The 21,565-nt window shown below is 67.4% G+C and carries 23 protein-coding genes and 1 pseudogene; 14 read left to right on the top strand and 10 right to left on the bottom strand.

The genetic code is table 11. The features are described from left to right. Positions 1-3: 3 nt before the first annotated feature. A complete protein-coding gene (locus ACSFBL_RS06675) occupies positions 4-402 on the bottom strand; it encodes a lysozyme inhibitor LprI family protein (RefSeq protein WP_435514954.1) in 399 nt (132 codons plus the stop codon). Continuing rightward, positions 399-1,736, bottom strand: coding sequence for an NAD(P)/FAD-dependent oxidoreductase (locus ACSFBL_RS06670; RefSeq protein ID WP_435514953.1), 1,338 nt, complete (start codon positions 1,734-1,736; stop codon positions 399-401). Before ACSFBL_RS06670 ends, ACSFBL_RS06675 begins: the two co-directional genes overlap by 4 nt. Positions 1,737-1,910: 174 nt before the next feature. Between ACSFBL_RS06670 and egtB the strand changes: the two genes are divergently transcribed. The 5 genes from egtB to ACSFBL_RS06645 all read left to right on the top strand — a co-directional run bounded on the left by egtB (position 1,911) and on the right by ACSFBL_RS06645 (position 5,852). After that, positions 1,911-3,158 (top strand): ergothioneine biosynthesis protein EgtB, encoded by a 1,248-nt coding sequence (gene egtB / locus ACSFBL_RS06665; protein WP_435514952.1) that lies wholly within the window; start codon positions 1,911-1,913, stop codon positions 3,156-3,158. Next, positions 3,158-4,132 carry an L-histidine N(alpha)-methyltransferase gene (gene egtD, locus ACSFBL_RS06660; protein ID WP_435514951.1) on the top strand — a complete coding sequence of 325 codons (975 nt, stop codon included), beginning with the start codon at positions 3,158-3,160 and terminating at the stop codon, positions 4,130-4,132. Before egtB ends, egtD begins: the two co-directional genes overlap by 1 nt. A 149-nt stretch (positions 4,133-4,281) precedes the next feature. After that, on the top strand, positions 4,282-4,563 hold the full coding sequence (locus ACSFBL_RS06655) for a DUF427 domain-containing protein (RefSeq protein ID WP_435514950.1): 282 nt from the start codon (positions 4,282-4,284) through the stop codon (positions 4,561-4,563). Beyond that, complete coding sequence (locus ACSFBL_RS06650; protein WP_435514949.1) at positions 4,560-5,300, top strand: 2OG-Fe dioxygenase family protein; 741 nt, start codon at positions 4,560-4,562, stop codon at positions 5,298-5,300. The genes ACSFBL_RS06655 and ACSFBL_RS06650 overlap by 4 nt, the downstream gene beginning before the upstream one ends. Positions 5,301-5,405: 105 nt before the next feature. After that, positions 5,406-5,852 carry a universal stress protein gene (locus tag ACSFBL_RS06645; protein WP_286566834.1) on the top strand — a complete coding sequence of 149 codons (447 nt, stop codon included), beginning with the start codon at positions 5,406-5,408 and terminating at the stop codon, positions 5,850-5,852. 13 nt (positions 5,853-5,865) lie between these two features. Here ACSFBL_RS06645 and ACSFBL_RS06640 read toward each other — a convergent pair. Next, positions 5,866-6,511: pseudogene (locus ACSFBL_RS06640) on the bottom strand (RluA family pseudouridine synthase). A 202-nt stretch (positions 6,512-6,713) separates the two neighbouring features. Between ACSFBL_RS06640 and ACSFBL_RS06635 the strand changes: the two are divergent. Next, positions 6,714-7,895 (top strand): MFS transporter, encoded by a 1,182-nt coding sequence (locus ACSFBL_RS06635; RefSeq protein ID WP_435514948.1) that lies wholly within the window; start codon positions 6,714-6,716, stop codon positions 7,893-7,895. Here ACSFBL_RS06635 and ACSFBL_RS06630 read toward each other — a convergent pair. Genes ACSFBL_RS06630 through ACSFBL_RS06620 form a run of 3 tightly spaced genes read right to left on the bottom strand, consistent with a single transcriptional unit; the run spans position 7,884 to position 8,589 of the window. Continuing rightward, the gene (locus tag ACSFBL_RS06630; protein WP_435514947.1) at positions 7,884-8,168 is read right to left on the bottom strand and encodes a 2Fe-2S iron-sulfur cluster-binding protein; all 285 of its coding nucleotides are present in this window, start codon (positions 8,166-8,168) and stop codon (positions 7,884-7,886) included. The genes ACSFBL_RS06635 and ACSFBL_RS06630 overlap by 12 nt on opposite strands. Further along, a complete protein-coding gene (locus ACSFBL_RS06625; protein ID WP_435514946.1) occupies positions 8,165-8,443 on the bottom strand; it encodes a VF530 family protein in 279 nt (92 codons plus the stop codon). The genes ACSFBL_RS06630 and ACSFBL_RS06625 overlap by 4 nt, the downstream gene beginning before the upstream one ends. Beyond that, positions 8,440-8,589, bottom strand: coding sequence for a hypothetical protein (locus ACSFBL_RS06620; protein WP_435514945.1), 150 nt, complete (start codon positions 8,587-8,589; stop codon positions 8,440-8,442). Before ACSFBL_RS06620 ends, ACSFBL_RS06625 begins: the two co-directional genes overlap by 4 nt. Before the next feature lie 107 nt (positions 8,590-8,696). Between ACSFBL_RS06620 and ACSFBL_RS06615 the strand changes: the two genes are divergently transcribed. Together ACSFBL_RS06615 and ACSFBL_RS06610 are read left to right on the top strand one after the other, a co-directional pair. After that, positions 8,697-9,212, top strand: a complete 516-nt coding sequence (locus ACSFBL_RS06615; protein WP_435514944.1) for a GNAT family N-acetyltransferase — start codon at positions 8,697-8,699, stop codon at positions 9,210-9,212. A gap of 127 nt (positions 9,213-9,339) precedes the next feature. Beyond that, complete coding sequence (locus ACSFBL_RS06610; protein ID WP_435514943.1) at positions 9,340-10,245, top strand: DUF808 domain-containing protein; 906 nt, start codon at positions 9,340-9,342, stop codon at positions 10,243-10,245. 34 nt (positions 10,246-10,279) lie between these two features. On the opposite strand, the gene ACSFBL_RS06605 is transcribed toward ACSFBL_RS06610, so the two are convergent. After that, positions 10,280-10,468 (bottom strand): hypothetical protein, encoded by a 189-nt coding sequence (locus ACSFBL_RS06605; protein WP_435514942.1) that lies wholly within the window; start codon positions 10,466-10,468, stop codon positions 10,280-10,282. A 296-nt stretch (positions 10,469-10,764) separates the two neighbouring features. Between ACSFBL_RS06605 and ACSFBL_RS06600 the strand changes: the two genes are divergently transcribed. Further along, positions 10,765-13,983: an autotransporter outer membrane beta-barrel domain-containing protein gene (locus ACSFBL_RS06600; RefSeq protein ID WP_435514941.1), complete on the top strand. Its 3,219-nt coding sequence runs from the start codon at positions 10,765-10,767 to the stop codon at positions 13,981-13,983. Between the two features lie 94 nt (positions 13,984-14,077). Continuing rightward, positions 14,078-14,494 (top strand): hypothetical protein, encoded by a 417-nt coding sequence (locus tag ACSFBL_RS06595; RefSeq protein WP_435514940.1) that lies wholly within the window; start codon positions 14,078-14,080, stop codon positions 14,492-14,494. A gap of 9 nt (positions 14,495-14,503) precedes the next feature. Here the strand turns inward: ACSFBL_RS06595 and ACSFBL_RS06590 are convergent, their stop codons facing one another. Both ACSFBL_RS06590 and ACSFBL_RS06585 read right to left on the bottom strand, forming a co-directional pair. After that, positions 14,504-15,601, bottom strand: a complete 1,098-nt coding sequence (locus tag ACSFBL_RS06590) for a M14 family metallopeptidase (RefSeq protein WP_435514939.1) — start codon at positions 15,599-15,601, stop codon at positions 14,504-14,506. Positions 15,602-15,628: 27 nt separating this feature from the next. Then, on the bottom strand, positions 15,629-16,942 hold the full coding sequence (locus ACSFBL_RS06585) for an MFS transporter (RefSeq protein ID WP_435514938.1): 1,314 nt from the start codon (positions 16,940-16,942) through the stop codon (positions 15,629-15,631). A gap of 106 nt (positions 16,943-17,048) precedes the next feature. Here ACSFBL_RS06585 and ACSFBL_RS06580 point away from each other — a divergent pair, with 106 nt between their 5' ends. Further along, positions 17,049-17,939: a LysR substrate-binding domain-containing protein gene (locus tag ACSFBL_RS06580; RefSeq protein ID WP_435514937.1), complete on the top strand. Its 891-nt coding sequence runs from the start codon at positions 17,049-17,051 to the stop codon at positions 17,937-17,939. 10 nt (positions 17,940-17,949) lie between these two features. Here the strand turns inward: ACSFBL_RS06580 and ACSFBL_RS06575 are convergent, their stop codons facing one another. Further along, a complete protein-coding gene (locus tag ACSFBL_RS06575) occupies positions 17,950-18,282 on the bottom strand; it encodes a hypothetical protein (protein WP_435514936.1) in 333 nt (110 codons plus the stop codon). 111 nt (positions 18,283-18,393) lie between these two features. Here ACSFBL_RS06575 and ACSFBL_RS06570 point away from each other — a divergent pair, with 111 nt between their 5' ends. The 3 genes from ACSFBL_RS06570 to ACSFBL_RS06560 all read left to right on the top strand — a co-directional run bounded on the left by ACSFBL_RS06570 (position 18,394) and on the right by ACSFBL_RS06560 (position 21,426). Continuing rightward, a complete protein-coding gene (locus tag ACSFBL_RS06570) occupies positions 18,394-19,056 on the top strand; it encodes an alpha/beta hydrolase (protein WP_435514935.1) in 663 nt (220 codons plus the stop codon). A gap of 281 nt (positions 19,057-19,337) precedes the next feature. After that, positions 19,338-20,915: a glutamate--cysteine ligase gene (gshA, locus tag ACSFBL_RS06565; protein WP_435514934.1), complete on the top strand. Its 1,578-nt coding sequence runs from the start codon at positions 19,338-19,340 to the stop codon at positions 20,913-20,915. 133 nt (positions 20,916-21,048) lie between these two features. Next, positions 21,049-21,426: a response regulator gene (locus tag ACSFBL_RS06560; RefSeq protein ID WP_435514933.1), complete on the top strand. Its 378-nt coding sequence runs from the start codon at positions 21,049-21,051 to the stop codon at positions 21,424-21,426. The last annotated feature ends 139 nt before the right edge of the window (positions 21,427-21,565 follow it).

Genomic DNA, 21,565 nt, shown 5'->3' with positions numbered 1-21,565 from the left:
GCCTCAGCCCTTGATCCAGTCCTTGAGTTCCTTCGTGCGCTGCTCGGTGTGCTCGATCTTGCAGGTCAACGCTGTGATGTCGCGGATGGTGCCGCCGGCGTAGAAGGTGTACTTGGCGTTGCAGTCGTTGTCCCGGAACTGGACCCACGCGCGCTGCGCCTGCAGGAGCAGCTTCTTCGTGCCTTCGTAGTCGGTGGCGTCGGACTTGTCGGTGCCGGCGAGCGACTTCACCAGCGCCTGGTAGGCGGCGTTGAGTTCCTTGTCCTTGCGCGCCAGCGTCTGCTGGGCGCAGTCATTGATCTCGACGGTGGTCTTCGGCGCCTTGCACGCGTCCGCCTGTGCAAAGGCCGCGTTCGACGCAAGCACGACGAGGGCGGCGATGCAGAACTGCGGCTTCTTCATGATTCGCCTCGTCCCCTGACATCCGCGACCACGCGCGCGTGTCGCTGAAAACTCCAGTACGCGCTCGCCCAATCCATCAGCACCACGATGCGGTTGCGGAAACCGATCAGGAAGTAGGCGTGCGCGAACAGCCAGAAGAGCCACGCCGTGCGTCCCGAGAAGCGCAGCGGGCCGAAGGGTGTGCCCAGGTCGACCACGGCCGAGTTGCGGCCGATGGTGGCCAGGTTACCGTAGTCGCGGTAGCGGAAAGGCTCGGTCGGCTGGCCGGCGATGCGGCGAAGGATGTTGGTCGCGGCCGCGCGCCCCATCTGCTTGGCACCGGGCGACACGCCGGGCACCGGCTTGGGCTCCTTGCCGGGCCGGTGGCTCAGGGCCGCCGCGAGGTCGCCCACGACGCTGATGTCAGGATGACCCGGCAGGCTGAGGTCGGGCAAGACCTTGACGCGACCGGCGCGGTCGATCTCGACACCGATCGACGAAGCCAGCAGGCGCCCCAGCGGGGATGCGGCCACCCCCGCCGCCCAGATCACGCAATTGCACTCGATGCGATGGCTGCCCATGCCGGCGCCGCCATCGCTGAAGGGCGATTCGACATGCAGGCCGGTGGCGTCGATGGATGTGACCCGGGCGTTGAGGCGCACCTGCACGCCGAGTTTCTGCAACTGGTCCTGGGCGCGCTGGCTGAGCGACTCGGGCATGGCCTGCAGCACGCGCGGGCCGCCTTCGATCAGCAGCACCTCGGCGCTGCCCGGGTCGATGTGGCGGAATTCGCCTTCGAGCGTGTGGCGCGCGATCTCGGCCAGCGTGCCTGCCATCTCGACCCCTGTGGGGCCGGCGCCGATCACCGCGAAGGTCAGCAGGGCACGCCGCCGCGCCGGGTCGGCTTCGACTTCCGCCGCCTCGAAACTCATGAGCACGCGCCGGCGGATCTCGAAGGCATCGGCCAGCGTCTTCAGGCCGGGCGCCATCCGCGCCCACTCGTCGTGGCCGAAATAGCTGTGCGTCGCGCCGGCAGCGAGGATCAGGTGGTCCCAGGTGAGGCGGGTGCCGTCGGCCAGATGCACTTCGCGCCCGGCCGGGTCGATCTGCGTGACCTCGCCCAGCAGCGTCGTGACATTCGGTTGCCGCCGGAACAGCAGCCGCACCGGCGCCGCGATCGACGGGGCCGCCAGGCCGGCGGTGGCGACCTGATAGAGGAGAGGCTGGAAGAGGTGATGGTTGGTCTTGTCGACCACGGTGATGTCGACTTCCGCCCGCTGGAGCTTGCGCGCCGCCTCGAGTCCGCCGAAGCCGCAGCCGACGATGACGATGTGGGGGCGGCCTGTTTGGGTCATTCGCCGCATGATACGCAGGGCCATGGCACGCGCCGCCGACTTGTGCCAAAGTGTCGCGTTTCGCTGCGCAGGCGAGGCGGCCCCCGCATCCGGCGTACCCGGTGCGCGCCCTTGTCCTACGCCGTCTGCTTGTGTGCATGGGCTAAAAAATCGTTCGTTCCAACTGGAGATCCCATGAACCTCATCCGGCCGGCCTTGCCTGCGGCGGACGACTTGCGCGAACGTTTCAGAGCAGTGCGCGCGCACAGCCTGGCGTTGGCGGCTCCGTTGTCTGCCGAGGACCAGTGCATCCAGTCCATGCCCGACGCCAGTCCCACGAAGTGGCATCTCGCGCACACCACGTGGTTCTTCGAGACGGTGCTGCTGCAGTTGCATGCGGATGGCTATCGCGTCTTCGACCCGCGTTTTCACTATCTCTTCAACTCCTACTACGAGGCGCTGGGTCCGCGCCATCCACGGCCGCAGCGCGGGCTGCTGACGCGGCCGTCGCTTGACGAAGTCCTCGAGTACCGCCGCCATGTGGACGAGGCGGTCGATACCCTTCTGGTCGCCGCACGCGAGGCCGATTGGGTTGCGATCGAAGGCATCGTGACACTGGGCCTGAACCACGAGCAGCAGCATCAGGAACTGATCCTTACCGACATTCTGCACGCGTTGTCCTGCAACCCCTTGCTGCCCGCGTACCGCGCGCCGACGGCGCCGACGCTGCGGCTCGCATCGGTGGCGCCGGCGATGCGCTGGGTATCACACGCAGGTGGCGTGGTGGAGGTCGGCCACGGCGGCGGGGGCTTCGCGTTCGACAACGAGACGCCGCGCCATGCGACCTTGCTGCAGCCGTTCGCCATCGCGGACCGGCTGGTGAATTGCGGCGACTACGCGCAGTTCATTGCCGACGGCGGATACCAACGACCCGAGCTGTGGCTGTCGGACGGCTGGGCGGCCGTGCAGGCGCAGGGCTGGCGTTGCCCGGCCTACTGGCTCGCACCGGACGACCTGCGTCTTGCCCACCAGGGCGCGACGGCCGGCTGGCAGGTTTTCGGCCTGCATGGCGTGCGACCGCTCGAAGCGAGCGCACCTGTGTCGCAGTTGAGCTTCTACGAGGCCGCCGCGTACGCCGAATGGGCCGATGCGCGCCTGCCGACGGAATTCGAATGGGAGGCTGCACACGATGCGCCGGGCATGACGCAGATGAGCGGCCACGTCTGGCAGTGGACCCGCTCCTCCTATGACCCCTACCCCGGCTTCCGTCCGCTCGCGGGCATTGCTGCGGAATACAACGGCAAGTTCATGGTCGGCCAGCTCGTGCTGCGCGGCGGCAGCGTCGCGACGCCCGAAGGGCACACACGGCCGAGCTATCGCAATTTCTTTCCGCCGGCAGCGCGCTGGCAGTTCTCGGGTCTGCGGCTCGCGAAGGACGTCTGATGGGCAATCCTGCATTCAATCTCCACGCATTCCGGGCTGCACAACGGGCGGCGCCGCTTTCCGACTTCGCGCGCGAACTGTTCGCGGGCCTGAGCCTGGGCGCGCGAAGCATCTCGCCGAAGTTCTTCTACGACGTCGCGGGCTCGACGCTGTTCGATCGCATCTGCGAACTGCCCGAGTACTACCCGACGCGCACCGAGGTCCGCATCCTCACCGAATGCGCGGACGAGATCGCGGCGCAGATCGGGCCGAACGCGGAGATCGTCGAATTCGGCGCCGGCTCGCTCACCAAGGTGCGGCTGCTGCTCGATGCGCTCGAATCGCCGAAACGCTACGTGCCGATCGACATCTCGGGCGAGCACCTCGAGGCGGCGGCGGCGCGGCTGCGGGCGGACTATCCGCGGCTCGTCGTGCAGCCGGTGGTGGCCGACTACACGATGCCGCTCGTGCTGCCGGCGAGAGACAAGGGCGCGGGCCAGCGCGTGGGGTTCTTTCCGGGCTCCACGCTGGGCAACTTCAGTCCCGACGAGGCGCTGGCCTTCCTGCAGCTTGCACATCGGCTGCTGCGCGGCGGGGGCCTGCTGGTGGGCGTCGACCTCGTCAAGGATCCCGCCGTGCTGCATGCGGCGTACAACGATGCGCAGGGCGTGACGGCGGCCTTCAATCTGAATCTGCTGCGACGCGCCAATGCGGAGCTCGACACCGACTTCGATCTCGACGGGTTCACGCATGCGGCCTTCTACAACTCGCCGATGCGCCGCATCGAGATGCACCTGGTGAGTCGCCGCGCGCAGGCCGTGACGCTCGACGGCCAGCGTTTCGACTTCGAGGAAGGCGAGACGATCCACACCGAGAACTCTCACAAGTTCACCGTCGAAGGATTGCGCGCGCTTGCGACCAAGGCGGGCTTTCGGCCCGCAGCAGTCTGGACGGACCCGGAGCGACTCTTCAGCGTGCACTGGTTAAGGGCTTAGCTCGCCCCCAGGCTGCGCGCACTTCGTGTCGCTTCGCCTACCCCCTGCCGGGGGCAACACCGGCGGCCCGGCAAAGCCGGTTCCGCGGTGTTCGCTTGAAGAGAATGTGCTACGGTTGGTTCCATGGCGTGTTGCCATGGAGTCATGAAATGAAAGCAACCTGGAACGGCGCCACCATCGCCGAAAGCGACGACACCGTGCTCGTCGAAGGCAATCACTACTTCCCGATGGATTCGCTCAACCGCGACCATGTGACCTTCAGCAACCACAAGACCACCTGCGCCTGGAAGGGTACCGCGAGCTATTTCTCGCTGCTGGTCGATGGCGAACTCAACACCGACGCGGCGTGGTACTACGCCGACCCGAAGCCGGAAGCGGAGATGGTCAAGGACCGTGTGGCCTTCTGGAAGGGCGTGAAGGTGGCGGAGTGAGCGCGGCGTTCAGCCCGCCTTTCACGCCCCCCGATCGTCTCGTTTCCACATTGCGCCAGGATGGCTATGCCGTTCTGAGCCCGCAGGGCGTGGCCGACTGGCTCGGCGCACCGCTGGCCGAACTCGATGCGCTGCACGTCGATTGGGCCCATCTTCCGGCCGACGAATACCTGAAGGACGGTGGCCGCTATCGCACGCGGCGCCATGCCTGCTTCACGGTGGACGATGCCGTCGTCGAGCAGGTGCCGCACCGCGCGCACTGGCAGCCGGTGGAATACAACGCGCTGCACGGCGGCATGCAGCGATGGTTCGCGCCCATGGAGCCGGCGACGGTCGCGCAGCCGGTCTGGCAGCGGCTCATGAGCGGCCTGGGCGAAGTGACGAGCGGACTGCGCGGCACGCAACGGTGGTACGTCGAGGCGCACCAGTTCCGCATCGACACCACCGACGGCATCGGCCGCCCGACGCCGGAGGGCGCGCACCGTGACGGTGTCGATCTCGTGGCCGTCGCGCTGGTCGGACGCCACAACATCAAGGGCGGCGAGACGCGCGTGTTCGAAGCCAGTGGACGACGTGGAGAGCGCTTCACGATGACCGAGCCGTGGACCTTGCTGCTGCTCGACGATGCGCGCGTGATCCATGAATCCACGCCGATCCAGCCGCTGATCGAAGGCGAGCCGGGCTGGCGCGACACACTGGTCGTGACCTGCCGCGCGGGCGGTTTCCAGGGCGATTGAGGTCCCCACGGCGGCGGTAGACGTCCTACAGCCGCCGCCCTTGGCTTGGATGTAAATTCGAGGCCCGATTCGCCCGCGAATCCTGTGCATGAAAGAGGTCTGCCCATGTTCAATCACATCCTGGTCCCGATCGACGGGTCCGAAACGTCGATGCTGGCGGTCAGCAAGGCCAGCGGGTTGGCCCTGGCTTTCGGCAGTCGCATCACGCTCATTCACGTGGTGGACAACTATCCCTTCATCGGCGTGGGCGCCGACTATGCGCTTGGCCAGAACGAATACCTGGCGGCTGCCACGAGCAGCGCCAATGCCGCACTGGCGCGGGGCGTCGCGGCGCTGGCGGCGGAAGGCCTGCACAGTGATCAGCGCGTGATCGACGGTCACGTGGTGCACGAAGGCATCGTCGACACGGCCATCGCCATCGGCGCCGACCTGATCGTGATGGGTTCGCACGGACGCACGGGCATCGAGAAGCTCCTGCTTGGCAGCGTGACGCAGCGCGTGCTGCAGGACGCGAAAGTGCCGGTGCTCGTGGTCAAGGGCGACCTCAGCTGAGCCGGGACAAAATTCAGGCGAAAGGCGGCGGACTCTCGAAGCGTCGAAGCTTCCCATCGGCAGGGTGCTCGATCTCGAGCACGGTCGCGTGCAGCAGCAATCGCGGCGCGCGGCGCGCGGCGCTGGACGCTCTCGCTGCCGTAGAGCGTGTCGCCGAGGATCGGGTGGCCGATCGACAGCAGGTGCACGCGCAACTGATGGCTGCGGCCCGTCAGCGGCTCCAGCCACAGGTGGCTGGCCAGACGCTCGGGCAACTGACGCTTCACGCGCCAACGTGTCTGGCTGGGCTTGCCGGCGGGGTCGATCTTCTGCAAGGGCCTGCGAGGCCAATCCGCGATGAGCGGTGCGTCGATCAATGACCAGTGATCGGTCACCGGCAGCACTCCATCGACGATGGCTTCGTAGCGCTTGCTCACCAGACGGCCGGCGAAGGCATCGCCCAGCGCGCGCTGCATCGCCGGATTGCGCGCCATCAGCACCAGTCCGCTGGTCGCCATGTCGAGCCGATGCACCACCAGCGCATCCGGCCACCGCCGCGCGGCACGCGCGCTGAGGCAGTCCTGCTTGTCCTCCCCGCGGCCCGGCACGCACAGCAGCCCGGCGGGCTTGTCGAGCACCAGCAGGTGCGAGTCTTCGTGGATCAGGACCAGTTCGCTCATCCGTTCGCCATGCTCAATACCAATACCAGAAATGCCGTGGAACCGGCTTCGCCGGGCCGCAGGCATTGCCCCCGGCCGGGGGAAGGCGAAGCCTGGGGGCGAGTGTAGTCAGCTTGCTCGGCTATCCTCGTTGGCAATGTCTGCTGCTGCCGCTCCCCCAAGTTCTTCCAGGTTTTCCGATCTCACGCGCGAGCGGCCCTTCATGCAGTTGTGGGTGGCGCGGCTGTTCGGCACTGCCGCGAGCCAGATGCTGCTGGTCGCCATCGGCTGGCACATGTACGACCTGACCCACAGCGCCTGGGACCTGGGGCTGGTCGGCCTCTACCAATTCGTGCCGGCCTTGTTGCTGGCGCTGCTCGCCGGCCATGTCGTCGACCGGCATCACCGCGGACGCATCGTGGCAGCCTGCTTCGCCGTGCAGGGCGCGGTGGCGCTCGTTCTGCTGCTCGCGGTGCACGTCGCGCACGATTCGCGCGGGTTGCTGCTCGGCCTCTCGCTCGTGCTCGGCGCCGTCCGCGCCTTCCAGATGCCGGCGCAGCAGGCGCTCACGCCCTTGCTGGTGCCGCCGATGCTGCTGCCGCGCGCGATGGCTTTCAGTTCGGCCGGCATGCAGGGCGCGATCATCGGCGGCCCGGCGCTGGGCGGCTTGCTATTCGTGGCGGGCATGGGGGTGGTCTATGGCGCTGCGCTGGCCTTCTTCGTGGCGGCTGCCGCGCTGGTGATGCGCCTGCAGTACGTCTTCACGCCGTCGCCGCGTGAGCCGGTAACGCTCAGGACGGTGCTGGCCGGCGTCGACTTCATCTGGAAGCGGAAGCCCGTGCTCGGTGCCGTATCGCTCGACCTTTTCGCCGTGCTGCTGGGTGGCGCGGTCGCGTTGCTGCCGATCTACGCCAAGGACATCCTGCATACCGGGCCGTGGGGCCTGGGGCTGCTGCGCGGTGCGCCGGCGATCGGGGCGCTCTTCATGTCGGTCATGCTCACGCGACGGCCGATCGAGCGCCACGTGGGGCGCGCGCTGCTCGTCGCGGTCGCGATGTTCGGTGTGTGCATGATCGTCTTCGGCATCTCGCGCAGCTTCATCGTGTCGCTGATCGCGCTCGCGGTCTCGGGCGGCGCGGACATGGTCAACGTGGTGATCCGGCAGACGCTGGTGCAGCTCGAGACGCCCGACGCCATGCGCGGCCGCGTGAGCGCGGTCAATTCGATCTTCATCGGCGCCAGCAACCAGCTTGGCGAGTTCGAATCGGGCGCCACGGCGGCGCTGCTCGGGCCGGTGGGTTCGGTGATTGCCGGTGGCCTGGGCACGATCCTGGTGGCGGCGGCCTGGTTCCGGCTGTTCCCGTCGCTCGCGCAGCGGGACCGGCTCGTCAAGCTAGAAAACTGAGAAGGCGTAGGGCACGTCGAGCGTCACGTCGCCGACCGGCTCGGCGACGCAGGGCAGGATCCAGCCCTCCGCCTTCTCGTCGGCGCTCACGCCGGGCCACTCGATGCGATAGCGGATTTCGCCGGCGACCAGCTTGCAGAGACAGGTGCGGCAGGTGCCGTTGCGGCACGAGCTCGGCAGCTCGATGCCTGCATCGTCGGCAGCCTGAAGGAGGGTGCGGTCGGCTTCGGTGTCGAAGGTGAATCCGCCCGGTTCGACGAGCGCCCTGGTCACGGGCGCTGCGAATCGGATTGCTGTCGGCGCTGGTCCCGCAGCATGAAGAGGTAGAGGCTCTCGACCTTCTCGCGCGCCCACGGCGTCTTGCGAAGGAACTTTAGGCTCGATGCGACGCTCGGGTCGCTGGTGAAGCAACGCAGCGGAATCCGCTCGCCCAGCCCTGGCCAGCCGTAATGCGCCTCGAGGGCGGTCACGATGGCTTCCAGCGTGAGGCCGTGCAGGGGATTGCGCGGCTGCTTCTGTGCTGGTGCGGGCTGTGCGGGCGTGTTCACTGCTTGTTCTTGAGCTTGCCGCGCGGGATGACTGCCGTCGTCACCGTGCGGACCGGCTCGATGCCTGCGCCTGGCGGCTTGGGCGGCGACGTGTCCTTCTTCGGTTTCTTGGTTTCCTTGTTGCTGCGCTGTTGACCCTTGGCCATGGAAATCTCCGGATGTGTATGCGAATGCAATGATCAGTTTAGCCTCGGTGTCCCGCTTGCCGGCGGCGCGGCGACAATACGGCCCTTTACCGTTCGCTCCCGCTTTCATGTCCGATTACGAAGTCCGCCCCGCCATCCAGGGCGATGCCAAAGCCATCGCCGAAGTCCACGCCGCCGCCGCCCGCGCCGCCTATGAAGGCATCCTGCCCGAAGACCAGTTGCGCGCCCTGGCGCCCACCACGCGCGAAGCCAAGTGGCGCGAAGCCATCGAATTCAGCGAGCCGCAGGTGCATGTGGCGGAAATCGACGGCGAAGTGGTCGGTTTCGTCGGCTTCGACCGTTCGCGCGATCCCAAGACGCCCTCGACCACCGGGGAGATCTGGGCCATCTACGTCAAGCCCGAGCATTGGGGCAAGGGCATCGGCGTCGCCCTGTGGGACGCTGCGCGCGATGGCCTCGAGGAAGAGGGCTGCACGGTCGTCACCATCTGGGTGCCCTTGCGCAACGACCGCGCGATGCGATTCCATGAACTCGCCGGCTTCAAGCGCGAGATGAAGACCGCCAAGACCACAGCGATCGGAGAGGTAAAGATCGAAGAAATCCGCCTGAAGAGGGCTGTGTAGCTCGCCCCCAGGCTTCGCGCACTTCGTGTCGCTTCGCCAACTCCCGGCCGGGGGCAACACCGGCGGACCGGCGAAGCCGGTTCCGCGATGTCTCACGTCTGTCCGCTCAACCTGAAGGTGCTTCGACTTGGCTACCAGTCTCCTGCTGCTGCTCGATGACATCGCCGCGGTGCTCGACGATGTCTCGGTTCTCACCAAGGTCGCGGCGAAGAAGACCGCCGGGGTTCTTGGCGACGACCTGGCGCTGAACGCGCAGCAGGTGTCGGGCGTCAAGGCCAACCGCGAACTGCCGGTCGTCTGGGCTGTGTGCAAGGGCTCGTTCGTCAACAAAGCGATCCTGGTGCCCGCTGCGCTGGCCGTCGGCACCTGGCTGCCCTGGCTGGTGACGCCGCTGCTGATGATCGGCGGCGCGTTCCTGTGCTTCGAAGGCTTCGAGAAGCTGGCGCACAGGTTTCTCCACAAGGAGGAGCACGCGGCCAGCACCACGGCGCACGAGCAGGCGGTGGCGAGCGAGGCCGTCGACGTGGTCGCGTCCGAGAAGGCGAAGATCAAGGGCGCCGTGCGCACCGACTTCATCCTGTCGGCCGAAATCATCGCGATCACGCTGGGGACGGTGCAGGGCCAGCCCTTCCTGACGCAGTTGTCCGTGCTGGTCGGCATCGCGGTGGTGATGACGGTCGGCGTCTACGGACTCGTGGCGGGCATCGTGCGGCTCGACGACGCCGGGCTCTACCTGGTCGAGCGCGAAAGCGCAGGCGCACGCGCCCTGGGTCGCGGCATCCTCGCGGCGGCGCCGTGGCTCATGAAGGGGCTTTCCGTCGCCGGCACGGCGGCCATGTTCCTCGTGGGCGGGGGCATCCTGGTGCACGGCCTGCCGGCCTTCGGCCATGCGATCGAGGCCTGGGCCCCGGACGTGGGCGGGCTGTTGGGCGGATTGGCATCGATGGGAGCGAATGCCGTCGTCGGGATCATCGCCGGGGCCGTCGTGCTGGCCGTTGTCGAGACCGTGAAGAAGATGCGCGCCAGGCGCTGATCGCGTCGTCCATAGCGACGCGCGGCAGCCTGCCTCAGCGCCCCTTGGCCTTGACTCGCTGGACCAGGTCGACCACGACCAGCGCGATGCCGAGCACCAGCGCGAACCAACCGACGATGTAGGCCCCTCCGACCATGTCGCGCCATGTGGGCGACTGGAGGAAGTTCGGCGCGATCAGCACCGCGGCGCCGATGAGGATGCACATGACGCCGCGTTCGAGCATGCGCGGCGTTCTGGAGGGTCTGGAGGGCATCCGACGAGTTTACGGGGCGGCTGGCGGCACCCGGGTCGCTGAAACGGCCCCATTCCTGTGCGCGCGATTGTCAATTTCCTGTGACATAGATGGGCAATTGCCGCGCGGCGGGGCTTCTGGTGCTATGCAAAACGTCGCAAATTCGCACGGTTTTAGGGGTTTGCACCACATTTGTGAACTTCTTCCATCGAATACGAGTACCGAAGAATTACATTCGTAAGTATTCATTTCACGCATGGCGTGGATCAAAAAACGGAAGCAGCCTCATGAATCGCGTTTTCAGCATCGTCTGGAACTCCTCCCAACATACTTGGACCGTCGCGTCCGAACTCGCCGCGAGCGCAGGCAAATCAAGCACGCGGGTCCGCTCGACTGCGGTGCAGGCCGCCGTCGCCATTGCGCTCCTCGGTCTTGCCGGGGGCGCCTCCGCCGCCTGTTCGAGCAGCGGCAACGTCTTCACCTGCGACACGAATGGCACGGCGACGGCACCGGTCGGCACCGGCACGGGCACGCCGGACCACACGTCGGTGATCGTGCAGCCGGGGGCGGTCATCAGTGCGGGCGGTCTCCCCGCCATCAGCATGGGCGACAACTCGAACATCCTGATCCAGGCCAACGCCAGGGCGGAAAACAACGCGCCCGGCAACACGAACGGCTATTACGGCACGGGCGCCAACACGATCGAATTTCGCACCGGCAACACGCTGACGATCGAGCAGGGTGCCAAGGTGCTCTCCAACGGCGTCGCGGGCAACGCGGAGGCCATCAACCCGATCGGCACCGGGAACATGGTCATCAACAATGGCGAGATCCGCTCGCAGGCCGGCGGCGCGGCCTTCTGGTTCGAGTCGTCGACCGGCTCGAACACCATCGTGAACGGTGCGACGGGCATCATCGAATACAAGGGCGGTGCGGGCAACATCATGGGCGTCTCCGGCACCATGGCGCTCAATTTCACCAACAAGGGCCAGTTGCTCGGATCGCTGAACTTCGCCAACGGCGACGATGTGCTGAGGGTCTACGACGGCTCGTCGATCTCCGGCACGATCAACGGCGGCGGCGGCAGCAACCTGCTGACGCTGAACGGCACCGGCACAGGGACCTTCAACCAGACCATCTCGAACTTCCAGACGCTGGTGAAGAACGACACCGGCACCTGGACTTTCGGCAATTCCCTGGCGGGCGTGGGCATCACGAGCACGCAAGTGGCGGGCGGTACGCTGATCCTGGGCACGGACACGAGCGCCTACACCGGCACGATGACGGTCGACGCGCCGGGTACCTTGCAGGCAACTGCAGGCTTCATGCCGCAGACGATCACGGACAACGGCCTGGTTCGATTCGCGCAGCCGGTCGACGCCACCTATGCGGGGATGCTCACCGGAACGGGCGGCATCGAGAAGACCGGCGCCGGCAAGCTGACCCTCACGACCGACCAGGCGATCACCGGCACCACAACGATCGCGGCCGGCATCCTGGAACTCGGCAACGGCGGGACCGCCGGCAAGGTGAACGGCCCCATCGTCGACAACGCTGCGCTCGTCATTCACCGTCAGGACGACGTCACCTTCGACAAGCCCATCAGCGGTACCGGCAGCGTGACGCAGCTCGGCACCGGCAAGACCGTGTTCACCGCCGACAACACGTACGCTGGCGGAACGACGATTGCCGCGGGCACGCTGCAACTCGGCAATGGCGGCACCACGGGCGGCGTGGTGGGCAACATCCTGAACAACACGACGCTGGTGGTGAATCGCTCGAACACGCTGAACCTTGCCGGCGTCATCAGCGGCAGCGGCGAACTGCAGCAGGTCGGCAGCGGGACCACCGTGCTCTCGGGCGCCAACAACTACAGCGGCGCGACCACCATTGCGGCAGGCATGCTGAGGGCGGGCGCGGCCAACAGCTTCAGCGCCTCGTCGGCGCACACCGTCGCCGCAGGCGCCACGCTGGACACCGCGGGCTTCAATCAGACCGTGGCCTCGCTCCGCAATGCGGGCACCGTCAATCTGCTGAGCACGGCGGCAGGCAGCACGCTGACCGTGAATGGCGCCTACATCGGCAACAACGGCGTGCTGAACCTGGGCACGGTGCTCGGCGGCAGCGCCAGCCTCAGCGACCGCCTGGTGCTCAACGGCCCCGGCGCTAGCGCAAGCGGCAACACCACCGTGCGCATCACCAACCTGGGCGGCCTCGGCGCGCAGACGACCGGCAACGGCATCGAAGTGGTGAGCGCACGCAACGGCGCCACCACGACGGCCCAGACCACGCGCACGGCCTTCGCGCTGGCCAACGGGCATGTCGACGCGGGCGCCTTCGAATACCGCCTGTACGCGGCCGATGCCCAGGGTGCCGGCGAGAACTGGTACCTGCGCTCCGAAACCACCCTCCCGGCGCCGACGCCTGATCTGTCCGTCAAGGCAGGAACGGACACCACCGCTTCGACCACAACGACCCAGGCCGGTAGCAACGCACCCGTGGCCGCGGCGACGGTGCCGACGGTGACCGTGCCGACCTACCGCGCCGAGGTGCCGCTCTTTGCCGCGCTGCCCGCGCAACAGCGGCAGGCCGACCTTGCGATGCTCGGAAACCTGCATCGGCGCGTCGGCGACGAAAGCTCGCCCGCCGCCGCCGCAGGGGAGGCCGGCAGTGCCAACGGCGGCCGCCAGGCATGGGCCCGCGCCGTCTACAGCGATCTCGACATCCAGCAGAACGGCATCGCCGCTGCACAGAGCACCGGCCACGTGAGCGGGCTTCAGGCCGGCACCGACCTGCTGGCCAGCGGCAACTGGCGTGCCGGCCTCTACGTCGGCTATCTCGACGGCAGCGCCGACGTCAGCGGCAATGCGCGCGGCGTGCTCGGCCGGGTCGGCTACAACGACCTGCAGTCGCGCTACCTCGGCGGCTACGCGACCTGGATGGATGCGAGCGGCCTGTACGCCGACGCGGTGCTCCAGGGCGGCAGCCATCGCTACAGCGTGCGCCCCGACGGCAACCCCAGCGCCTCGGGCAAGGCGAGCAGCGCAACCGCCTCGATCGAAACCGGCAAGCCTTTCGCGCTGGCCGAGGGCTGGACCATCGAGCCGCAGGCGCAGCTCGCCTACCAGCACGGCAGCTTTGACGACGTGCTCATCAGCGGCGCGCGCGTGCAGCAGGATGCAGACGGCGGCTGGATCGGCCGCCTCGGCGTGCGTGTCAAGGGCGACATCGCCACCCGCGCGGGGCGCCTGCAGCCCTACGGCCGGTTCAACGTCTATCACGCCGGTTCGGGTACCGACGTCGCGACATTCGTCAGCCCGGCGGCCAGCACCCGCATCGCCAGCCCGACGGGCTACACCTCGACCGAACTGGCCGCCGGCATGACGCTGGCGCTGTCGACGACGACCACGCTCTACGGCGAAGTCGGGCATCTCTTCAGTGCCGGTGGCGACGTGAAAGTGAAGTCGTCGGTCCAAGGGTCGCTCGGCCTGCGCGTGAGCTGGTAGTCGGCCGACGGGCCCCGGCTTTCGGTTCAAATACGGTCTTCAGCGGTCGCCTCCCAAAGGGGGCGGCCTTCGAAGCCACCGCCCTACCGAAACCATGGAATTCATTCGCTCCCGAGTCCTCGCGCTTTCCGCGCGCGTCGTCGTCCCGCTGCTGCTCGCGGTCACTGTTTCCGGCGTGACTGCCCAGCAGGACGCGAACCGCTTTCCCGCTGCGGCGATGAGCTTTCTCGGCGGCGAATTGCCCGCGATGGAGGCGGCGATCGCCGCGCGCGACAGGGACTATTTCGAGGACGCCATGGGCCGCATGCTCGGCTTCTCCGAAAGCTGGGGCTTCAAGACGCAGGACAACCCGGCTTTGGCGCGTTTCCCGATGTGCACCGAGGCCGTGTCGGACTTCCTCGTGGTGGGCATGTGCCGCATCATGACCACCAGCCCCACCTGCGAACCCGGCATGGCGTCGCGCTTCGACGCCAACCTGCAGAAGTGCCGCGAGCTGGCGGCGCGTCTCTGACGACCGGGCTCAGGCCGCCTTGAGTCCTTGCAGGGTCTGCAGCAGGACCACGCGAGTCTGCCCCAGGACCATGCCCTTCCACTCGTCGTTGTCGCAGTAGAACGCGTCGCGCAGGCCCTGGCGGATCGAGCGCTGCAGTTCCGCCGGCGCTTCGGGATGCCGCCGCAGCCAGGTGTCCGCGCGCAGGCGTGTCATGACTTCCTGGTCGGGCAGGGTGCCGAACTCCAGGCCCATGAGCGCCGCGCTGGCTTGCGGGCATTCGTCGTAGATGGCCGAGACCGCCGGGCCCGACACGTCCGCCGAAGCCGACTGGCCGTCGAAGGGCGCGAACACGTCCGCACCCCACCAGGCGCGCGCCTGCGCGAGATCGGCCGGCGCGTTGCGGCCCGGGTAGATCTTCTCGCCATGGCCGTAGGGGCCGAGGCCCGTGTGGATGTCGATCCACCCGATGTGCGTGGCCGCCGCGCCGTACTTGCGCAGGATGCCGCGTAGGGTCCGGTTGCTCCACGACGGCGCCGTGCCGCCATAGAACACGCCGTCGGGCGATGTGTACTGCCCTGAAGTGACGGCGGTGCGGAAGGCCAGCATCCCGTTCTTCTGGATGTACGCCGCCATCGCCGCCTCGTCGGCAGCGGTGGGCGGCCAGTTGGTCGGCAGCACGAAAGGCTCGACGTCCGCGTAGGCGGCGTTGACCGGCAGCGGCGCATCGAAGTCGATGTGGTTGCGGTTCAGGTCGATGTTGTCTTCGTTCGTGCGGTGCAGGTGCGAAAACCCGTGCGGGTTGATGGCATGCACCAGCAGCATCGCGACACCCGCCTTGTCGAGACGCGACATCAGGTCGGCGTCGTTCAGCGTCGCGACCTGGCAACCCGAGCCGCAGAAGCCCTCGGGGCCGTGCGTGCCGGAACTCACGATCATCAGCCTGGCGGCATCGGCCTTGCCGATCAGTGCCACGTCGGTGGCCAGCGTTTCGCCCGATGCGCCCCGGTGCGCTTCGAGCACGAACGATTCGATCGCCGCGCCGCGCTGTGCGGCGGCCTCGAGAAACTTGCGGCGGGCCTCGGCATAGGTGCCCGAGAAGTAGCGGGTGGCTGCAGTGCTGTACATGTCCTGTCCTTGAAAAGAGGTTGGCGCTCAGGCCGGCTGGTGCGCGCCGGCGGCGTCGATGTCCTTGCCCGTGAAGTCCTTGAGCCAGAGCAGGCCCAGCAGCGAGATTGTCGTCATCACGAGCAGGTACCACGCGGGCGCCAGCTTGTTGCCGGTCGCGTTCAGCAGCCAGGTGCTGATGAAGGGCGAGAAGCCGCCGAACAGCGCCACGCCGACGCTGTAGACCAGCGACATGCCGCTCGCGCGCACATGCTTCGGGAACATCTCGGGCAGCATCGTGATGCCGGGCACCGTCTGCACCACCAGCGTGATGCTCAGCACGCCCACCACGAGGAACAGCACGGCAGGCGTCGGCGAGACGTTGAGCCAGAGAAATCCCGGATAGATCAGCAGCACCAGCGCGATGCGGCTCCAGAGGATCAGCGGCTTGCGGCCGATGCGGTCGGACCAGCGGCCCACGAAGGGTGCGAGCCCGAAGGACAGCAGCCCCGTGAGCGCGGCGCCGAAGAGCGCCACCGGCGGCGGCATGCCCAGCTCGCGGATCGCGTAGGTCGGCATGTAGAAGGTGACCACGTAGGCGGCTGCGGTGCCGCCGACGACGCTCAGGATGGCGGCAAGCACCGTCTTGCCGTGTTCGCCGCAGACCTCCGACAGGCTGCTGCGGCGCGGTGCCGCATTGGCCGGTTCAGGCTTGATCTCCAGCGATTCCTCGAGGTGGCGGCGGATGTACATGCCCACCGGCGCGATCAGCATGCCGAGGAAGAAGGGCACGCGCCAACCCCAGCTTTCCATGGATTGCGGCGTGAGCACCGTCGACAGCACCCCCACGACGACGGCGCCGAGCAGGATGCCCAGCCCCTGGCTCGCGAATTGCCAGCTCGCCATGTAGCCGCGATTGGCCGGCGTCGCATGTTCGACTAGCAGCGTGGTGGATGCACCCACCTCGCCACCGGCCGAAAAACCCTGGATGAGCCGCGCCAGCACGATCAGCAGGGGCGCCGCGACGCCGATCTGCGCGTAGGTGGGGGCCAGCGCGATCATGGCGCAGCCCAGGGCCATCAGGAAGATCGTGAGCGTCATCGCCTTTTTGCGGCCGGCGCGGTCGGCATAGGCGCCGATCACGATCCCGCCGAGCGGACGCATGACGAATCCGACGCCGAAGCTCGCCACCGTCAGCAGCAACTGGCCGTAGGAATTGAAGGTCGGGAAGAAGAGCTTCCCGATCACCAGCGCGAGGAATCCGTACACGGTGAAGTCGAAGAATTCGAGTGCGTTGCCGATGGTGGTCGCAACGATCGTCTGGCGCCTGCTGATGGGCGTGCGGCTGGTGGGGTTGTTCATCGGAAGGGTCGGGGTGATGTCGTTTGGTTGTCGCGCAGGGATGCTAGGGAAAGGTCTTGATTGTGAAAAGACAATAATTAAGCTCTCACGATAACTTTTGGTTTTCATGAAGCCGAATCAGCTCCTTGCCTTCGTTGCCGTCGTCGAGCAGATGAGCATCCGCGGCGCGTCGCGCGCACTGGGCATCTCGCAGCCCGCGGTGACGAAGATCGTGCGCGAACTGGAGCGCGAAGTGGGTGCCCCTCTGGTCGAACGCAGCGTGAAGGGCGTTCGGCTCACGCCCTATGGCGAGGCCTTCGCGCCGCGTGCGCGCCTGCTGCTGTCCGACATGCGCCGCGCACGCGACGAAATCGCGCAGATCCGGGATGGCGCGACCGGCAAGGTGGCGGTGGCGGTCAGCACGTCGGTGGCGCTGACCTTCCTGCCGCCGGCCTTCCGGGCGTTCCACGCGCGCCTGCCTGCGGTCGACGTGCAGTTCAGCGAAGCCGTGCTGCCGTGGATGCTCGCGCGCTTGCGCGACGGCCATCTCGACTTCGCCGTCGCGCACGTCGTGCCGGACACGCTGCCCGCGGAGTTCGAGAGCATCGACCTGTTCCCCGTGCATCTTGCAGTGGGCGTGCGCCGGGATCATCCGCTGCGGCACAGCCGCTCCCTGCGCGAACTGCACGCGGCCGAATGGGTGCTTCCCGGCGCTGGCGAGCTGGGCCGCGAATCCGTGACGCCGCTCTTTTCGCCGATGGGACTGACGCCACCGGCGCGGATGATCCTGGGCGAGTCCGTCACGGTGGCGCTGGGCCTGGTCGGCCACATGGACCTCGTCGGCCTCTTCGTCGAGCCGCTGGTCGGACTCGCCTTCAGGCACCACGGCATCGTGCGCGTCGACGTGAAGGAAACACTTCCGGCCTTGCAGGTGTGCGTGCTCCGGCGCAAGGGCCACCAGCTCACGCCCGCCGCGCGCCACCTGGTCGAATGCGTCCAGAGCGCCGCCCTGGCGTGAAGGGGGCCGCTCAGCGAAGCGCGCGCGCGAATGCCGCCGCGGCCGCTCGCGCGTCGTCCTCGGTACGGAGTTCGGCCGCCAGCACCCGGCCCCCGGCGACAGCCGACACGGCAAGCGCCTTCTTGGGACAGAGCCCGAGGCAGCTGCACTGGACGATGCGAAGGCGCACTGGCAGGTTGTGCAACTCCTTCTTCAGCAGCTTGCGGACATCCTTGGATTTCAGCTTCGTCGGCCCGTTGCTGCGTTTCTGGCATTCGCCGCACACCATGGCGACACCGCCGAATTTGGGCTTGACGAGCAGTTCGCCGGCGGGGCCGCTGTCGGCATCATGGGACGAGATCAATGGATTTCCTTCGGTTGAACGGCCATCGTAGGCGCCGTCAAGGCCCTGTCCAAGTCAGCCAACCTGCCGTCCTGGCGCGAATCCGGGCCGTTCTGGGGTAACTTCGGAGCCATGTCACTTCCTCCCATCGAAATCGAAACCGCCCCGAACCCCACGGCGACCGTCCTCGTCATGCACGGCTTGGGCGCCGATGGCAACGACTTCGTTCCCATCGCCAACGAGCTCGACCTCTCGGCCGTCGGCCCGGTCCGCTTCGTGTTCCCCAATGCGCCGGTGATGCCCGTCACCATCAACGGCGGCTATCAAATGCCGGCCTGGTACGACATCCTCGGCACCGATCTCGCCAAGCGCGAAGACGAAGCCGGCCTCCGCCAATCCCGGACCACCATCGAAGCGCTGATCGCCCACGAAAAGGCCCGCGGCATCCCCGCTAAGAGGATCGTCATCGCCGGCTTCTCCCAGGGCTGCGCCATGGCCTTTATGACCGGCCTGCGCCACGCCGAGCGCCTCGCCGGCATCGTCGGCCTCTCCGGCTACCTTCCTCTGGCCGACACCACCGCCGCCGAGCGCAGCCTCGCCAACCAGTCCACCCCCATCTTCCAGGCCCACGGCCTCCGCGACGGCGTCATCCCCATCGCCCGCGCCGCCGCCAGCCGCGATGCCCTCAAGGCCCTCGGCTACGACGTCGAATGGCACGAATACCCCATGGAACACTCCGTCAGCATGGAAGAAATCGCCGACCTCAACCGCTTCCTCCTCCGCGTCCTCGCGTAAGTTCACCCGAGGGCCGGCGAAGCCCGCCCCCGTGGTGAAACACCGCGGAACCGGCTCCGCCGGGCCGCCGGTGTTGCCCCCGGTAGGGGGTGGGCGGCCACACGAAGTGGGCAAGCCTGGGGGCGAGCTCAGAAACACCGCGGAACCGGCTCCGCCGGGCCGCCGGTGTTGCCCCCGGCAGGGGGGTGGCGGCTACACGAAGTGAGCAAGCCTGGGGGCGAGCAACATTATTTAGGTCGTGCTACCTTCCAGCCCCACGAAGAACGACAGGCCATATCAACATGACCCAATTGAAGGAGCGCCTCGACGCGCTCTCGCCTGCGCGGCTGAGGGGAGTCCGGCGCGGGATCGAGAAAGAGAGCCTGCGGGCACAGCCCGATGGAAAGCTGGCGCTGACGCCGCATCCCGTGGCCCTGGGCTCTGCGCTCACGCATCCGCACATCACGACCGATTTCAGCGAATCGCAACTCGAACTCATCACCGGCGCCCACCCCAGCGTGGAAGCAGCGCTGGAAGAACTGGTGCGGGTGCACCAGTTCACCTACCGCGTGCTGCACGAAGCGGGCGACGAGCGCCTCTGGGTGTCCAGCATGCCCTGCGGCCTGCCGACCGACGAAACCATCCCCATCGGCCGCTACGGCTCGTCCAACGTCGGGCGGGCCAAGAGCGTCTACCGCATGGGCCTGAGCCACCGCTACGGCCGGCGCATGCAGACCATCTCGGGCATCCACTACAACTGGTCGCTGCCCGAAGTGTCGAGCGAACAATACTTCGCGCTGATCCGCAACTTCCGCCGCCACGCCTTCCTCCTGCTCTATCTCTTCGGCGCCTCGCCGGCCTTGTGCTCGACCTTCGTCGACGGCCGTCCGCACGAGTTGCAGCCGCTGGGCGAGGGCAGCATGCACATGCCCCACGGGACCTCGCTGCGCATGGGCCGGCTCGGCTACCAGAGCGAGGCGCAGGCTTCGCTCGCGGTGAGCTACAACAGCCTCGACGGCTACGGCGCATCGCTGCAGGACGCCCTCACGCGGCCCTGGCCGGCCTACGAGGCCATCGGCATCCGCAGTCTCGGCGGCGACTACAACCAACTCGCCACCAGCCTGCTGCAGATCGAGAATGAGTTCTACGGCACGATTCGCCCCAAGCGCGTGATCTACCCGGGCGAGCGCCCGCTGCATGCGCTGCGGGAGCGCGGCGTCGAGTACGTCGAGGTGCGGCTGATGGACCTCGACCCCTTCGAGCCCGTCGGCATCAGCGCGCAGACCATGCGCTTTCTCGACGTCTTCCTGTTGCACTGCCTGCTGACAGACAGCCCCCCCGACACGCGCGATGAGATCGCCAGCCTGGCGCACAACCAGCACCTCACCGCCGCGCGCGGACGCGAGCCCGGGCTGCAATTGCAGCGCGGCGACCGGCAGGTTTCGCTCGCAGACTGGGGCGCCGAGCTGCTGGCGGAATTCGCCCCCATCGCCGAAGCGCTCGACGCGGCCCATGGCGGATCGAAGCACGCGGAAGCCGTGCGGGCCGCCAGCGTGGCCCTCGGCGACCCGGCCATCCTGCCGTCGGCTCGCGCGCTGGAGGCGATGAAGGTGCACAACAACTCCTTCGTCGGGTTCCTGCGCGCCCAGTCCGAGCAGACCCGGGAGACGCTGCTGGCGCTGCCGTTCCCGGCCGCGCAGCAGGCGGAATTCGAGCGCATGACGCACACCTCGATCGAGGCGCAGGAGCGCATCGAGGCCAGCGACACCATGCCCTTCGAGATCTACCGCGAGCAGTACGTGTCGCCGAGCCGGCTCGGCTTCAAGAATCACTGGACCGAAACGCCGGAATCACCCGTGAGCCAGCGCGCCGCACTTTGAAGCACGCGCGCACCCGGTAGGTGCATGCCTACCCGCATTGCCCGCTATCGCTCACCGCGGTGTCATGTTCGATGGGGATGATGGGATCAGAGACGAAAAGTGTGTGTCAACTCTGATTTGCCCGTCCCCCAAAATGACTTTCAAAACCTACCTGGTTGAAGACAACCCCGTGATCCGGGACAACCTCGTCGGCTTCCTCGAGGACATCGCCGACGCCACCGTGGTGGCCCATGCGAGCGGAGAGGCCGAAGCCGTGTCCTGGCTGCGGAAACATCGTGACAGTTGGGATATGGCCATCGTCGACCTGTTCCTCGACCAGGGCAACGGGCTCGGGGTGGTCGATGCATGCCGGAAGAGGGCGGCGCACCAGAAGGTCGTCGTGCTGAGCAACTATGCGACGCCGGACATGCGTGCGCGGTCCAAGGCCATGGGCGCGGATGCGTTCTTCGACAAGTCCGCAGAGATTGATCAGCTGCTGGACTATTGCGAGCGCTTGAGCCGGAAAAACTAACCCCCAGGCTTCGCGCACTTCGTGTCGCTTCGCCTACCCCCTTGCAGGGGGCAGCGCCGACGGACCGGCGGAGCCGGCTCCGCGGCGCTTCTGGGATGGGCTCTTTGCGGGGTCGCGGCTGCGACGATGGCTGGAGCGG

The organism is Variovorax glacialis, assembly GCF_051216375.1.
In the GTDB taxonomy this organism is placed as follows: Bacteria; Pseudomonadota; Gammaproteobacteria; order Burkholderiales; family Burkholderiaceae_C; genus Variovorax.
Note: the sequence above shows the minus strand (reverse complement) of the source record. Positions and strands in the feature narration are given on the sequence as shown.

What these genes read in the sequence shown, in the direction of transcription:
- ACSFBL_RS06595 (WP_435514940.1), top strand. Translation starts at nt 14,078, where the DNA reads ATGGAATTCATTCGCTCCCGAGTCCTCGCGCTTTCCGCGCGCGTCGTC.
- ACSFBL_RS06570 (WP_435514935.1), top strand. Translation starts at nt 18,394, where the DNA reads ATGTCACTTCCTCCCATCGAAATCGAAACCGCCCCGAACCCCACGGCG.
- ACSFBL_RS06590 (WP_435514939.1), bottom strand. Translation starts at nt 15,601, where the DNA reads ATGTACAGCACTGCAGCCACCCGCTACTTCTCGGGCACCTATGCCGAG.
- ACSFBL_RS06600 (WP_435514941.1), top strand. Translation starts at nt 10,765, where the DNA reads ATGAATCGCGTTTTCAGCATCGTCTGGAACTCCTCCCAACATACTTGG.
- ACSFBL_RS06670 (WP_435514953.1), bottom strand. Translation starts at nt 1,736, where the DNA reads ATGACCCAAACAGGCCGCCCCCACATCGTCATCGTCGGCTGCGGCTTC.
- ACSFBL_RS06580 (WP_435514937.1), top strand. Translation starts at nt 17,049, where the DNA reads ATGAAGCCGAATCAGCTCCTTGCCTTCGTTGCCGTCGTCGAGCAGATG.
- egtB (WP_435514952.1), top strand. Translation starts at nt 1,911, where the DNA reads ATGAACCTCATCCGGCCGGCCTTGCCTGCGGCGGACGACTTGCGCGAA.
- ACSFBL_RS06605 (WP_435514942.1), bottom strand. Translation starts at nt 10,468, where the DNA reads ATGCTCGAACGCGGCGTCATGTGCATCCTCATCGGCGCCGCGGTGCTG.
- ACSFBL_RS06635 (WP_435514948.1), top strand. Translation starts at nt 6,714, where the DNA reads ATGCAGTTGTGGGTGGCGCGGCTGTTCGGCACTGCCGCGAGCCAGATG.
- ACSFBL_RS06645 (WP_286566834.1), top strand. Translation starts at nt 5,406, where the DNA reads ATGTTCAATCACATCCTGGTCCCGATCGACGGGTCCGAAACGTCGATG.
- ACSFBL_RS06585 (WP_435514938.1), bottom strand. Translation starts at nt 16,942, where the DNA reads ATGAACAACCCCACCAGCCGCACGCCCATCAGCAGGCGCCAGACGATC.
- gshA (WP_435514934.1), top strand. Translation starts at nt 19,338, where the DNA reads ATGACCCAATTGAAGGAGCGCCTCGACGCGCTCTCGCCTGCGCGGCTG.
- egtD (WP_435514951.1), top strand. Translation starts at nt 3,158, where the DNA reads ATGGGCAATCCTGCATTCAATCTCCACGCATTCCGGGCTGCACAACGG.
- ACSFBL_RS06675 (WP_435514954.1), bottom strand. Translation starts at nt 402, where the DNA reads ATGAAGAAGCCGCAGTTCTGCATCGCCGCCCTCGTCGTGCTTGCGTCG.
- ACSFBL_RS06560 (WP_435514933.1), top strand. Translation starts at nt 21,049, where the DNA reads ATGACTTTCAAAACCTACCTGGTTGAAGACAACCCCGTGATCCGGGAC.
- ACSFBL_RS06615 (WP_435514944.1), top strand. Translation starts at nt 8,697, where the DNA reads ATGTCCGATTACGAAGTCCGCCCCGCCATCCAGGGCGATGCCAAAGCC.
- ACSFBL_RS06620 (WP_435514945.1), bottom strand. Translation starts at nt 8,589, where the DNA reads ATGGCCAAGGGTCAACAGCGCAGCAACAAGGAAACCAAGAAACCGAAG.
- ACSFBL_RS06655 (WP_435514950.1), top strand. Translation starts at nt 4,282, where the DNA reads ATGAAAGCAACCTGGAACGGCGCCACCATCGCCGAAAGCGACGACACC.